We start from the raw sequence: 13410 nt of genomic DNA, 5'->3' as shown, positions 1-13410 counted from the left end.
GTGGTAAAATCAACTAAGAAAAGAGTAGTAATAAAAGTAGGTACTAACGTATTAACGAATAAAGATAACCGCATTGTAAGGCCTGTAATTCAAGGAATTGTAAGGCAAATTGCTGAACTCTATGAAAGAGATATCCTTTCTGTATTGATCTCATCAGGATCTGTAATTGCAGGAAAAGAAGTGCTTGGGCATTCTGAAATTGAAGATAAAGCCATCAGAAGGCAGGTTTTTTCATCTGTAGGCCAACCGCGGATGATGCGAACCTATTATGAAACATTTCATGATTATGGAATGAAGTGCGCTCAAGTTTTAGCCACTAAAAGGGATTTCAATCCTGGAGTTTGGCGCGAAAATATGATCAATTGTTACGAAGGGCTACTGTCTGAAGGCATTATTCCCATCGCAAATGAAGATGACGCTACATCGCTATCGCATACCATGTTTACCGATAATGATGAAATGGCGAGTTTGGTGGCTGAGTTGATCAATGCTGATATGCTCATTCTTCTGACCGATACGCATGGTCTATATAATGGTCATCCAAATCATAGTGATACTTCAATTATCAGGGAAGTAAATGGCCAGCAGAATCTAGAAAAATACATTCAGAAAAGCGAAAAAGGCGAAGCCGAAGGTAGAGGAGGAATGGGCTCTAAACTAAAAATTGCTCAGGGAGCAGCAGCAAAGAACATTACTGCATATATAGCCAATGGCAAACAAGACAATGTGATTTTAGACATTATTGATGGGAAAACGGTAGGTACCAAATTCACAGCATAAAAAGAAAAAATGGAATTATTAAAAACAGATAAGAAGAACAAAGTATTAGGATCATTTATAAAAATTTTAGGGCTGAATAGAGCTCAAATCATTGCGGCAAATCAGTTGGATTTGGCTGCTTTTGATCAGTCTGACCGTGCCATGTACGATAGGCTCGTGGTCGACAATGCAAAGATCGACAGTATGGTGAAGGCCGTAGAAGAAGTAATGGAAAAGGATGACCCCGTAGGGCAAACGAAATCTACTTTCAAAAGAGAAGATGGACTGGAGATTATTAACAAAACTGCACCTTTCGGTACCATCATGATGATTTATGAATCACGACCAGATGTAACAGTGGAAGCAGCGGTTTTAGCCTTCAAAGCCAATAATAAAATTCTTTTAAAGGGAGGGAAGGAAGCTATTCACTCCAATCAAATACTTATTGATTGTTGGCATCAGGCTTTACACCTAAATGGTTTAGATACAGATTGGGTGCAGTTGCTCAAAATGTCGAGAACTGAGACGCAAGCGTTCTTGAAAAATCCAGATCAGAAAATTGATTTGATTGTTCCGAGAGGAGGTGAACGTTTGATTGCTTTTGTGAAGGAACACGCCACTTGTCCAGTGTTGGTAAGCGGAAGAGGAAACAATTTCATTTATGTAGATCATAAAGCAGATTGGAATCAAGCATTGAAAGTGATTTTAAATGCTAAAACGGATAAGATTTCAGCTTGCAACGCCCTCGATAAAATTTTGCTCGATAAGCGTTTGCCAGATTTAGAGAATAAACTCATTCAACTACAAAAAGCTTTACACGAATTTGAGGTAGAGCTTGTGGTAGATCAAGAAGTGAAGAAGGTTTTGCCAGAAGAGCAAGCCATAGAAAATGAAGAAATTTGGTTTGAAGAGTTTTTGGCACTCAAGGCATGCGTAGCCCTTGTAGGTGACGAAAAAGAAGCCATTCAGAAGATTAACAAATATTCTGGTGGCCACTCTTCAGCCATTATTACAACCGATAAAGTGCTTGCACAGAGCTTTATGGAGCAGGTGGATAGTGGAGCAGTATATCACAATGCTTCTACCCGTTTTACAGATGGAGGTCAAATGGGAATTGGTGGAGAACTGGCCATCAGTACCGATAAGTTGCATCACCGTGGCCCATTGGGGCTAGAACAATTGGTGACTAATAAATACTATTTTTTCGGAAACGGGCAGGTAAGAGTCTAAGTTGAATGGTTGATTTTAGGGTCTGTAGTTTGTAAATAGTAATTATTTGCAAACCACAGGCCCTGTTTTTTGCTCCTGATTTTTTAGCAAACCTACTTTTATTAAAGAATTTGGATTTGTGCCCAGCCAAGCATGAACTTCTCTGGTAATTCCTCCAATATGATCTTTAGATGAAGGCCCTGTTTCGTAGCCTGCAATTACGACTACACTTTTGTTATTAGCTGTAAGCAAAAACTTAGTGCCCCTTTTTGGTTTGGATTCACTGGCCCACATCATGCACATAAACCACATTTCATCTTCTGGAGTTAACTCGCTTCGCTGTACTTCACCCACAGAACCCTGCCCAAAATGGCCGCCTTCTTCAGGTGTCCATTCTTTGTTCCACTTTTTGGAATACAATTCCTCAAAAGTCATTTTTGGGTCGAAGGATTGGTAAAGAAGAAAGCTGCGCTGAAGGTGTTGCTGTATGTTCTCGGTTATCATTTTAGGCCAAGCTACTTGATTATCGAACTTATCGGATTGTGTGACATAATGGTTTTCTTCTACAAATCTCCCACTTGTAGGTAAGTTGATGGTTCTTTGCCAAGGAGTGTTTCCATAAGGCATATTATGCTTGATTTCTATTGGGCTTGTCTCGCAAAATGAGGTAGGTAATAGCATCTCTTGAACCGGTTTATTTACCGTTAATTGAGTGCAACTGCAAACCAGAAAAAGGAGTGCGAATAACTTGAGTGATTTCATGGAATTGTTTAGGCCAATTTAAAACCGTGATTTTTCAAAGGAAGCGAACGCACACGTTCGCCAGTAGCGGCAAAAATAGCATTGGTGAGGGCAGGAGCAATTGGAGGAGTGCCAGGTTCGCCAACACCACCTGGAGCTTCATTGTTTTCCATGATATTCGTAATGACTTCAGGCATATGCTTCAATTTTAGCATTTCATAGTTAGGGAAGTTCGACTGCTGAATTTTGCCTTCTTCGATGGTAATTTCTCCATAAACAGCTGCAGTTAACCCAAAAACAATTCCGCTTTGCATTTGCGCTATAATGGTGTCTGGGTTTACATAATTGCCGCAGTCAATCACGCAAAACACTTTGTCCACACTAAATTCTTTATCGGGGTTGATGCTGATTTCGGCCACTTGTGCCACGATAGAACCGAAAGATTCGTGAAAGGCAACGCCTCGGCTTTTTCCTTCGGGAAGAGGGGAATTCCAATTGCTGATTTTAGCTACTTTGTCCAGCACTTTTTTCTGTCTAGAGTTTGAAGGAAGAAGCTTTGCTCTAAACTCATAAGGATCGGTATCGGCTTCATTGGCCAGTTCATCTATAAAGCTTTCAGTGAAAAATCCATTGTAAGAATGACCTACACTTCGCCAAAAACCCAAACGCATTGGGCTTTCAATAAACGAATATCCAACTTTTCGTGCACCCAGATTATAAGCTAAACCTAAAGCACCTTCGGCTGCGGTGGTGTCCTGCGATTCTGGTGGAGTCATTAGCGGAAAGTTTCGCCCAATGCTACTTCGTAAAACAGACTGAAGCGATAAATGATTTTCCCATGCGGATATTCTTCCATCATTATTCATTCCTGCCTTAAAACTGGCCATGGCTGCTGGGCGGTAGGTGTCAAATTGTGTGTCTTCTTCTCTCGACCAAACCATTTGAATAGGCGTGCCTTTCATGGCTTTGGCAATGCGTACAGCTTCAGCGACAAAGTCGTTTTCGGCCCTTCTGCCAAAACCACCTCCCAAGTATTTTATATCGATTTCAACATTACTGCTATTTACATCCGCTTCTTTGGCGGTGGCCATGGTGACCAAAAATGGCGCCTGATGCCCCACCCAAACTCTGGCTTTGTCCTCTTCCACCAAAACCGTGCAGTTGATCGGCTCCATGGTGGCGTGTGCTAAAAATGGAACTTCATATTCTGCTTCGAAAACCTTGTTAGCAGCTTTAAATGCTGTGGCAGTATTATCAATCTTCTCTTTTACATGGTCAATGTCTTTGTCGAGCCTTGTTTTTAAAAGCTTAGAAATATGAGCTGATGAAAGCTGTTCATTTCCTTTAGTATTAATTTCAAAAGTTAGGGCTCTAGCTGCCTGTTGTGCTCGCCAAGTGTTGTCGGCAATTACAGCCACACCAGTAGGCCACTGCACGATGTGCTTTACGCCTCGCATGGCAAGCACTTCAGGCTCGTTCGTAATGCTCGTGATCTCTCCTCCAATAATTGGGCAGTGTTTTACTGCAGCAAAAAGCATGTTCGGTAAACGCACATCAATGCCAAATTCGGCTGCTCCCGTCACCTTCTTTTTCAGGTCAATGCGTTGAGTAGGTTTGCCAATGATTTTAAAATTAGACTTCGCTTTTAAAGTTGGTCGGTTATTGGGTTTTTCTTCTGCGGCAAAAGACGCAAGAGACCCATATGAGACTTTTTCGCCCGTTTCAGTATTGACGATAAAGCCTTTTTCTGCTTTCAATTTATCAATGTCAATAAACCATTTTTTCATGGCCACTTTCATCAACATTTCCTTGGCAGAAGCGCCCATAATACGGTAATGCTCGTAGCCATCGCGAATGGTCGTACTTCCGCCAGTAGCGATATATGGAAGAATATAGGCCACCTTTTCCATGAAATGGAAACCAGTGGAGCTTGAGGTTCTTTCGTAGTGGGTAGCCAAATTCACGTTGGCGTAAGGCGACTCTACTTGCGGGTGAATTACTTCGATTTGCTCTAAATCTACTTCCAGTTCTTCGGCAGTAAGCATGGCCAATGCGGTATGTACCCCTTGTCCCATTTCCGCCCGAGCAATGGCCAGTTTGATTTTGTTATCTGGTGTAATATGAATGAAAGCATTGAGCGATTCTGCGCCTTCAAAGCCCATTCCGCTGAACTGCTTTTTCTTATAATTGGAAAATGCGACTCCGCCCAAGCCTAATGCAAAACCACCTCCGATTACAGCTCCGGAAATGATAAACGCCCTGCGACTTATTTTCTGTCCTCTGGTTCGTTCTTTAGCCATTTTCTTGATTTTGAGTCAGCACCTCTTTAATGGCTTCTTTAATTCTTTGGTAAGTTCCGCAGCGGCAAATGTTAGAAATGGAAGCGTCAATTTCTTCTTCAGTAGGTTGGCTATTGTTATTTAAAAGGCTTTCTACGGCCATAATCATTCCCGATTGGCAATAACCACATTGCGGTACTTGATGGTCGATCCAAGCTTGTTGAACGCGTGACAGCTGGTCATCTTTTGCAATGGATTCAATGGTAGTAATGGCTTTTCCTTGCAGTGCAGCAACGGGTAATACACAAGATCGAACGGCTTGTCCGTCTAAATGAACAGTGCAGGCGCCACAAGCGGCAACTCCACAGCCGTATTTGGTTCCGGTAAGGTTAAGTTCATCGCGCAACACCCAAAGCAAAGGCATATTGGGTTCCACATCCACTTCATGGTCAATACCATTCACGTTAATCTTCATAGCAAAATTTATCCGTTTTGGAATTTAAGAAAAGAAAGTGGAGGTGAAAAACTTTACTGGTTTTTGATGGCCGTATAGATTTTCCCTTCTACTAGAAGTTCAGTTTTATTGCTCGAAGTTTTGAATAGAGTGGGGAGTGAAACCTGTCGATCTTTTTCAGTTTTACGTACGATGAAATGTAGATGAGGTCCTGTGCTCCATCCTGTATTTCCACTCAACGCAATTGGGTCACCAGCTTCCACTAAATCACCCAATTGTACTGTAACTCCTTCAAACTGTAAGTGGAGGTAGTCTGCATAAGTACCGTCTTCGTGTAGAATGGTTACGTAATTGCCCATGTTGTTGCACCTTTTGCTTGCGCAACCTTGATTGGAATCTTCTTTAATTCTAATCACTTTTCCTGCCCTAGCCGCAAAAATTCTAGTGCCTTCATCCATCGTGAAATCGAGTGCATTTTCTCCTTGATGAGTTCGATCGCCATTATAACCTTGTGTAAGCCTATAGCTTGCTCCTTCTTCAAAAGGAAGTAAATATTCTTGTTTAGGGTCGTGTTGTGCATTTGCATCGCCAAAACGATAGATATAGCTAAATGAATACTGCCAAGATCTTTCGAATGGAATTATAAGACTGGTGAGTCTAAACTCTTTGGTATTGGCAGGAACTACAATAAAGTCAGGAACTTCTTTGGATGGTCTTAAACCTTTCAGTTTGAGTGTTAATGTAACCGTTTGCGGATAGGGTTTGTCGTTGTCTGCGTAAATGCCGATTCTACCATCTTCTTTAATGTCATATACATTGATCTCTTTTTCTTGGGCAAAAGAAAACTTAGAAAAACCTGAAAGTAAGAGTAAACTGATAAGTATTAACCGAATGCGCATAAGTGGTCAGACCAATGAGTTAAAGACGGATTTAATATACGATTTATTGTAAAAACCTAAACTCGAATTATAGACTCAGCTTCTCCGGTTAGTGGAAGGGTTTTCTGTTGTCGCAACCCTCCAAAAGTGCTACTGAAAAAATCATGAGGACTCACTAATGCAGATGTTATAGATACATCAACTTTTGGAGGGTTCTTTTCAAAGTTAAGTAAAGTGTTGGAAACACATCTGACGGTCTCTATTAAAGCTCGATCAGTTTATATGTGTATGTTTCGAAAACTGGTGAAATCTCTGGTTTCTCGGTATATAATCCAAAGAGGGTAGAACCTGAGCCACTCATGGCAGCATAGGCCGCTCCATTTTGATAAAGGGCTTCTTTGATTTTACCTAAAACAGGATGATTAGGAAAGATGGATGCTTCGAAATCATTGATCAACTTTTCGCGCCATAGACTAAAGTCTTTGCTTTCTAGAAGTGCTTTCAAGTCTACTTCATTGGGCTTTGGCGTTACATTGGCGTATGCTTCTTGGGTTGAAATGTGAACTTCAGGTTTAATCAAAAGCATCCACATGCCAGCTAAATCTAGGTCGAAAACTTCTAAATCGGTACCCGTTCCTGTAGCAATGGCTGGTTTGTTTTGAATAAAGAAGGGGCAATCACTTCCTAGTTGGGCTGCGTAATCTTCTAGAACAGAATCATCTAAGAATAATTGAAATTCGCTGTTCAGCATTTTCAGCATAAAAGCGGCATCTGCAGAACCGCCACCTAATCCAGCGCCCATCGGAATAATTTTATGCAGGTGAATATTAAGCTCAGGAAGCCCAAAATCTTTACGAAGTAGTTTGTATGCTTTTAAAACTAAGTTGTCTTTGTCTTCGCCAGGAATGGCTATTCCGCTGGAAGAGAATGAAATTTTCTTACCTGGAATAAACTCCAATACATCGCACCAAGGAATAGGGTAGAGGCAGCTTTCAATGCTATGGTAGCCATTATGAAGCTTCCTAGTAATGGAAAGTCCTAAATTGATTTTGGCATTGGGGAATGTAACCATGGCGCGATTGGTGAATTAAAAACAGCCTGCTGATTTTCGCTTGAAACGCTTAATCGGCAGGCTGCTATCTATTGTCCTAAGGACTGTTGATTAATCTTTTTTCAACTGCTCAATTAATGCATCGGTAATTCCTGAAGAAGAAAAACCTCCATCATGCATTAAGTTTTGCATGGTTACCATTCTCGTGTAATCAGAGAACATCATTGCACAGTATTTAGCACAATCTAGTGCACTTGCATTGCCTAATGGACTCATTTGGTCGGCATAAGAATAGAATACATCAAAACCTCCAACACCTGTTCCGGCAGTAGTCATGGTAGGAGATTGAGAAATAGTGTTTACTCTTACTTTTTTCAATCTAGCATAACGCTCACCGTAGCTTCTGGCAATAGATTCAAGCATGGCTTTTGCGTGTGCCATATCTGAATAATCTGGGAAAGTACGCTGCGCTGCAATGTATGATAAACCTAAAATTGAGCCCCATTCATTCATGGCGTCAAGTTTTTCGGCTGTTTGCATTACTTTATGAAAAGAAATGGCAGAAACATCTAAGGTTTTAGTGAGCCAATCGTAATTCAAATCGCCATAATCACGGCCTTTTCTTACGTTCGGACTCATGCCTATTGAGTGTAAAACGAAATCGATTTTACCACCCAAAATCTCCACTGACTTGGTGAAAAGGTTTTCTAAATCTTCGATTGAAGTTGCATCGGCAGGAATAATTTCTGCACCACAGGCTTCAGCCAATTTATTGATTTCACCCATTCTCATCGCAATCGGAGCGTTGGTTAGGGTAAAGGTGGCGCCTTCAGCTTTTGCTACTTCAGCTACTTTCCAAGCAATAGAGCGTTCGTCTAATGCGCCAAATATGATTCCTCTTTTACCTTTTAATAGATTATTTGCCATAGTACGTTTTCTTATTTCGGCTGTAAAAATAGACATTCAATTTAATAAACCGATACGAAATGTGTTTTCGAATAATGAGACATACCCGGCAAATAATCTAATCTGGTTTAATTTAATTTTCTGTTGGTACGTTTAAGTCTTTAAGTAAACCGTTTTTAATGTCGTATACCCAACCATGAACTTTTGGTGAATCTCCTTTTGCCCACATGTTTTGAATAATACTGGTAGTGGTAAGGTCGTATACCTGTTCTATTACATTGAGTTCTACAAACCTGTCGGCTCTTGCTTTCTGATCTTCAATAGCTTCCAATTCTGTTTTATGAAGTCTGTAAACATCCTTAATATGACGAATCCAATTGTCTACTAAACCATATTGGTTGTCGTCCATTGCTGCCATAACTCCACCGCAACCATAATGGCCACAAACGATTACATGCTTCACTTTTAAGATGTTTACTGCGTAATCTAGTACGCTTAGCATGTTCATGTCGGTGTGAACCACCATGTTGGCAATGTTTCTGTGAACAAAGATTTCCCCTGGTTCAGTACCCGTAATTTGGTTTGCAGGCACACGGCTATCGGCACAACCAATCCACAATACTGGTGGTTTTTGGCCATTTGCCAATTTGTTAAAGAAGTCTTTGTCTTCGTTTAACTTGTCTTCTACCCACTTCTGATTGTTATCTAATAATTCTTTAGCTAATGTCATATCTCTTAAGATTAATGTTTTACGGTTACTGTTGATCCTATTGGAATGTTAATGAGTTCTAGTGTAATATTCTTTTCATGGGCTGACTCCTTGAAGTTATAGATAACTTCAAGTGCATCGTAATCAATTTTTGTTGATCGAGACCCATCTAAAATTACATTGCTATTGTGTGGTAAGTGTTCTAAAGTAAGTTGTAAACTGGCCTTATTTAAGAACGACACATGTTCGCTTAACTCTAGTCTAATTTTACTGTTGTTGGTACTTACTTGCTTCTCTTCTTCGTAATGATAAGGTACTTTGTAGTTGGCTTTTAGAATATAGAATATACCTACAGCCATACCGATTAAAATACCAATCAAAAGGTCGGTGAAAAGGATAGCAACTACTGTGGTGATAAATGGAACAAACTGTTCGCGCCCCAGCTTAAATTGTTGTTTGTATAATGCTGGCTTAGTTAATTTAAACCCAACCACAATTAGGATTGCCGCCAATGATGCCAATGGAATCATGTTCATTATTGTTGGAAAAATTGCCACGGCAATCAATAATAAAATACCATGAAAAACGGCCGACATTTTTGATTTTGCTCCTGCTTCGATGTTGGCCGAACCTCTTACGATTACTGCGGTAATTGGTAAACCTCCAATCAGACCAGATACTATATTACCTACCCCTTGAGCTTTCAATTCAGCATTCTGAGGCGTACGTCTTTTATGTGGGTCAAGCTTATCCATTGCTTCTACACACAGTAATGTTTCTAAACTGGCTACAATGGCAAGAGTAAACGCGGTGATGTACACGTTAATGTTCGTCAGTAGAGAAAAGTCTGGAAATTGGAATACAGCACCAAGTGAATCTAAGCCAGAAATTACAGGGATATTTACCATGTGATCTCCGCTAATCGAAAGGTCTGGGTAGAATGCGCCAAAAAGGTAGTTAATTAATACACCTATGGTTACTACAATGATACCCCCCGGAACCCCCTTAAGGAATTTGTTTTGTTTTATAAAGTTACTACCCCAAGCAATTAAAATAAACAAGGATATTAATCCTACAATTAAACTGCCTAAGTAAATATGGTCGAAGGAAGAAACAAGGAATGAAAGCGTATTGCTGCCGTCTTGCTGCATAAACTCCATTTCACCAAAGGCATCAGCGTCAAAACCAATAAGGTGTGGCACTTGCTTCAGAATTAAGATTAACCCGATTGCTGCGAGCATACCTTTAATTACTGGTGAAGGAAAGTATAAACCGATAATTCCGGCTTTTAAGTAACCTAGTGCTACTTGAATTATCCCTGCCATTACAACAGCAAGTAAAAAGCCCTGAAAACCACCTAGATCGTCAATCGCTGAAAGAACGATAACCACCAAGCCAGCGGCTGGCCCACTTACGCTCAAACTTGATTTACTTAACATTCCCACCACGATACCGCCTACAATACCAGCAATTAAGCCTGAGAAGAGTGGGGCTCCTGATGCGAGTGCTATACCTAAGCAAAGCGGTAGTGCTACTAAGAAAACTACCACACTTGATAGCATGTCGCTTTTCAAGTTTTCTTTTGAAAACATATTTTTAATACTCATAAACGGATTGTTAAAAATTTTTCGACTTGCCCTTATGTAAAGAATAAGTCTAATTTACTGTGCGTTAGCAACAGTGTTTTTGATAAAGTAAAAATTGATTAGAATTGATTTGTTAAGCCTAAGCTATCAATTCGGGGGGTGGGGTTGGTATTTTCTCTTTTATAAACTCTCCATCTAAAATAAAGAAGTAAAAATCTCTTTTCACGAAGTCAACGAGGGTCCAGTTTTTATGGTAATATGAATGACTAACTACTAAGTCATCAATGTCAACGCAGTCCTCTTTAGTTTCTTCGTCTGGTAGCGTTAGAGGGAGTGGGATCGAGTCAGAATCTGAATTTTCTTGATTCTCAGTGTTATGCTCCTCGTCCTGGCTCATGTCAACTACAATACTCTGACTAGGCGCCATTACAACTCTATTGAAAGAATACACCCCGAAACCCTGTATCGAAACGAGAAAACTCATTACGATTATAAAGCATGTATGGAGGTGTTTACGCATTAAAAAATTACAGTTGTAATAATGTCCTGCAAATATACGGGCTATGAAAGCCTAGGGCTGAATCTCAAGATTAGAATACCATTAGAATTTCCTAACGGTCTATCGAAACGGCTTGTCTATAGTTGGGTAGGCTAATTTTTACATTGGTACCCTCGCCCTCTTTTGAGTTGATAATTAAACTTCCACCATGGATTTTAATTACTTTCTGAGCCAAAGGCAAGCCAATTCCAAAACCGTTGAAAGCTCTGGCGTTTGAAGCACGGTAAAAGTGTTCAAAGATGTTTTTTAATTCTTGAGGTGGAATACCAATGCCTTTGTCATCTACCTCTATTTCTACCCAGGTTTCATTGGCAGAAACTTTTATAGTTACAGGCTTATTCATTGAAAATTTGCATGCATTTTCTACAATATTATTCAGAACCATTCGCAGTAGGCTTTGGCTCCCCTGAATAATTAAGCACTCTGCTGTTTCGGGTAATTCTGAAAAATCGAAACTGATTTGGTTTTCAGGCTTGATCTTGTCGATGTCGCTTTTTACAATCAGCATCAACTCATCAATACGGATACTCTCAATGATTAGTCCTTTGTTATCGTGATCGGCTTGAGCTAGCTCTAGTAAGCACTTTACAAGAATCTCAAGTCTGTTGGATTCCTTTTCGATAGTGTTTAATGAAGCAATGTATTCGTCAACCGTTCTTTGTTTGCGAAGTGCTACTTCAACCTCACCCAAAATAGCGGTAAGCGGGTTTTTAAGTTCATGCGAAGCATTGCTTACAAAGTTGCTTTGGATTTCAAACGAAGTTTCAAGCCTGTCTAACATATTATTGAAAGTGGAAGACAGCTCTGCGAGCTCATCATTATTCTCACCGGTATCTAGCCTTAAGTGAAGGTTAGAGGCCCTAATTTCATTCGCCCTTTTTACAATGCCTGAAATAGGAATGAGTACTTGTTTTGCTTGAAAAATACCGACAATAAAAATGACCACTGAACATGTAATAAAGGCAATGATTAATATACTTTTGAGGCTCTGAATAAGCTTGATTCCGTGCTCATCAATAGCAGAAATAATTACGATATAGTCTTTATTATGATGGGAATGTATCATTCCGTAGAAGGCTACATTATCTATTTTTTGGGTAAGTGCTTCGTTATTTGTTATAGATGAAGCAAAAGATCTAACAGGAACAGGTAAAGTATTTATGTCTGATTTTGGTACTACATAGGCGGTTTCACTGGTAAGGTGAAGCAAATGCTCTTTTTGAATTTCATTGAAAGTTAAAGAATCGAGCTCTTCGGCTTTAAGAAAGAAGTCGGCCTCAATCTTAGCTCTTCTGCTTAGGTGATCATAAAATTCTTTTTCAGAATATACTTTTGCGAAATAATAAATGGACACAAAAGTTGCCAGAAGCAAGGTGCAAGTGGTTAGGGTAAAAATGAGGGTGATTTTACTTCTAATTCTCATTTTAAGCTTCGTCTTTTAAAATGTACCCCATTCCAATTACTGTTTGAATCATTTTTACCCTAAACTCTTTATCGATTTTATTTCTGAGGTAATTCACATACACATCAACCACGTTAGTGCCTACATCGAAGTGTAAGTCCCAAACGTTTTTAAGCAGTTCAACCCTCGAAAGTACTTTGCCAGAATTTACCATCATGTATTCTAACAACTTGTATTCTGTCGATGTCAGTTTGATTTCGGTTCCTGCTCTATTTGCAGTTTTTGAGTCTTTATCTAACACCAGCTTGCCCACGGTTAACAATTGACTGTTTTGATATTTCTGAGATCTTCGGGCTATGGCGTTAATTCGAGCAAGTAGTTCTTGAAACTTAAAAGGTTTGGCCAAGTAATCATCTGCGCCTGAGTTTAAACCTTGAACTACGTTTTCTGTAGAACTCAAAGCCGTAAGCATTAATATTGGTTTTTGAACACCTTCTTTGCGGAGCTGTTTACATAATTCCAAACCACTAATACCCGGCAGAATTACATCCAGTATATACATATCAAATTGACTAGTGGTTATTGTGTTTCTGGCAGATTCAGCACTGTGCGCTACCTCAACAACATAACCTTCCTCTTCGAGCCCCTTTTTTATAAAAGCTGCTACGTTCTGTTCATCTTCAACTAAGAGTATGTTTTTCATGATGTTATAAAGAGGTGTAATCAATTATGCTCAATTACAAAAATAGAGATTCGGATGGATAATTAAGCCCGAATAATTTCACACTTATAGGTCAGAGGTTGAACTAGGAATATAGAAAAATGAAAATTTCTTCATTATCCTAAATCCGCTGCGAGTGCTACCTGCGTATGTCGG

General features: G+C 39.8%; 13 protein-coding genes. 2 read left to right on the top strand and 11 right to left on the bottom strand.

Annotated elements, in window-relative coordinates; all coding sequences use genetic code 11:
• Positions 1-780 carry a glutamate 5-kinase gene (proB, locus tag AWW67_RS16435; RefSeq protein ID WP_053223097.1) on the top strand — a complete coding sequence of 260 codons (780 nt, stop codon included), beginning with the start codon at positions 1-3 and terminating at the stop codon, positions 778-780.
• A 9-nt stretch (positions 781-789) separates the two neighbouring features.
• Complete coding sequence (locus AWW67_RS16430) at positions 790-1989, top strand: glutamate-5-semialdehyde dehydrogenase (protein WP_062303051.1); 1200 nt, start codon at positions 790-792, stop codon at positions 1987-1989.
• A gap of 42 nt (positions 1990-2031) precedes the next feature.
• Here the strand turns inward: AWW67_RS16430 and AWW67_RS16425 are convergent, their stop codons facing one another.
• From AWW67_RS16425 to AWW67_RS16375, 11 genes are all read right to left on the bottom strand, one after another.
• Positions 2032-2730, bottom strand: a complete 699-nt coding sequence (locus AWW67_RS16425; protein WP_141655485.1) for a hypothetical protein — start codon at positions 2728-2730, stop codon at positions 2032-2034.
• A gap of 8 nt (positions 2731-2738) precedes the next feature.
• Positions 2739-5009: a xanthine dehydrogenase family protein molybdopterin-binding subunit gene (locus AWW67_RS16420; protein WP_062303048.1), complete on the bottom strand. Its 2271-nt coding sequence runs from the start codon at positions 5007-5009 to the stop codon at positions 2739-2741.
• On the bottom strand, positions 5002-5463 hold the full coding sequence (locus tag AWW67_RS16415; protein WP_062303046.1) for a (2Fe-2S)-binding protein: 462 nt from the start codon (positions 5461-5463) through the stop codon (positions 5002-5004). Before AWW67_RS16415 ends, AWW67_RS16420 begins: the two co-directional genes overlap by 8 nt.
• Positions 5464-5516: 53 nt before the next feature.
• Complete coding sequence (locus AWW67_RS16410) at positions 5517-6341, bottom strand: M23 family metallopeptidase (protein ID WP_062303044.1); 825 nt, start codon at positions 6339-6341, stop codon at positions 5517-5519.
• 241 nt (positions 6342-6582) lie between these two features.
• On the bottom strand, positions 6583-7392 hold the full coding sequence (gene ispE / locus AWW67_RS16405; protein WP_062303043.1) for a 4-(cytidine 5'-diphospho)-2-C-methyl-D-erythritol kinase: 810 nt from the start codon (positions 7390-7392) through the stop codon (positions 6583-6585).
• A 90-nt stretch (positions 7393-7482) separates the two neighbouring features.
• Positions 7483-8298 (bottom strand): enoyl-ACP reductase FabI, encoded by an 816-nt coding sequence (locus tag AWW67_RS16400; RefSeq protein WP_062303192.1) that lies wholly within the window; start codon positions 8296-8298, stop codon positions 7483-7485.
• Between the two features lie 112 nt (positions 8299-8410).
• Positions 8411-9007 (bottom strand): carbonate dehydratase, encoded by a 597-nt coding sequence (gene can / locus AWW67_RS16395; protein WP_053223104.1) that lies wholly within the window; start codon positions 9005-9007, stop codon positions 8411-8413.
• An 11-nt stretch (positions 9008-9018) separates the two neighbouring features.
• Positions 9019-10593, bottom strand: a complete 1575-nt coding sequence (locus AWW67_RS16390) for a SulP family inorganic anion transporter (RefSeq protein WP_062303041.1) — start codon at positions 10591-10593, stop codon at positions 9019-9021.
• A gap of 118 nt (positions 10594-10711) precedes the next feature.
• Complete coding sequence (locus AWW67_RS16385) at positions 10712-10999, bottom strand: hypothetical protein (protein ID WP_141655484.1); 288 nt, start codon at positions 10997-10999, stop codon at positions 10712-10714.
• 184 nt (positions 11000-11183) lie between these two features.
• Positions 11184-12554, bottom strand: coding sequence for a sensor histidine kinase (locus tag AWW67_RS16380; RefSeq protein WP_062303038.1), 1371 nt, complete (start codon positions 12552-12554; stop codon positions 11184-11186).
• Position 12555: 1 nt separating this feature from the next.
• Positions 12556-13236 (bottom strand): response regulator transcription factor, encoded by a 681-nt coding sequence (locus AWW67_RS16375; protein WP_062303036.1) that lies wholly within the window; start codon positions 13234-13236, stop codon positions 12556-12558.
• Positions 13237-13410 lie beyond the last annotated feature (174 nt).

The sequence above is a fragment of the Roseivirga seohaensis genome (assembly GCF_001592945.1).
GTDB lineage: Bacteria > Bacteroidota > Bacteroidia > Cytophagales > Cyclobacteriaceae > Roseivirga > Roseivirga seohaensis.
The sequence above is the reverse complement of the archived record's forward strand: the minus strand, read 5'-3'. Positions and strand labels throughout refer to the sequence as shown.

Coding starts and splice junctions, on each gene's coding strand:
- AWW67_RS16400 (WP_062303192.1), bottom strand. CDS start 8,298: ATGGCAAATAATCTATTAAAAGGTAAAAGAGGAATCATATTTGGCGCA.
- ispE (WP_062303043.1), bottom strand. CDS start 7,392: ATGGTTACATTCCCCAATGCCAAAATCAATTTAGGACTTTCCATTACT.
- AWW67_RS16420 (WP_062303048.1), bottom strand. CDS start 5,009: ATGGCTAAAGAACGAACCAGAGGACAGAAAATAAGTCGCAGGGCGTTT.
- AWW67_RS16390 (WP_062303041.1), bottom strand. CDS start 10,593: ATGAGTATTAAAAATATGTTTTCAAAAGAAAACTTGAAAAGCGACATG.
- AWW67_RS16425 (WP_141655485.1), bottom strand. CDS start 2,730: ATGAAATCACTCAAGTTATTCGCACTCCTTTTTCTGGTTTGCAGTTGC.
- AWW67_RS16380 (WP_062303038.1), bottom strand. CDS start 12,554: ATGAGAATTAGAAGTAAAATCACCCTCATTTTTACCCTAACCACTTGC.
- AWW67_RS16385 (WP_141655484.1), bottom strand. CDS start 10,999: ATGGCGCCTAGTCAGAGTATTGTAGTTGACATGAGCCAGGACGAGGAG.
- AWW67_RS16430 (WP_062303051.1), top strand. CDS start 790: ATGGAATTATTAAAAACAGATAAGAAGAACAAAGTATTAGGATCATTT.
- can (WP_053223104.1), bottom strand. CDS start 9,007: ATGACATTAGCTAAAGAATTATTAGATAACAATCAGAAGTGGGTAGAA.
- AWW67_RS16415 (WP_062303046.1), bottom strand. CDS start 5,463: ATGAAGATTAACGTGAATGGTATTGACCATGAAGTGGATGTGGAACCC.
- AWW67_RS16410 (WP_062303044.1), bottom strand. CDS start 6,341: ATGCGCATTCGGTTAATACTTATCAGTTTACTCTTACTTTCAGGTTTT.
- AWW67_RS16375 (WP_062303036.1), bottom strand. CDS start 13,236: ATGAAAAACATACTCTTAGTTGAAGATGAACAGAACGTAGCAGCTTTT.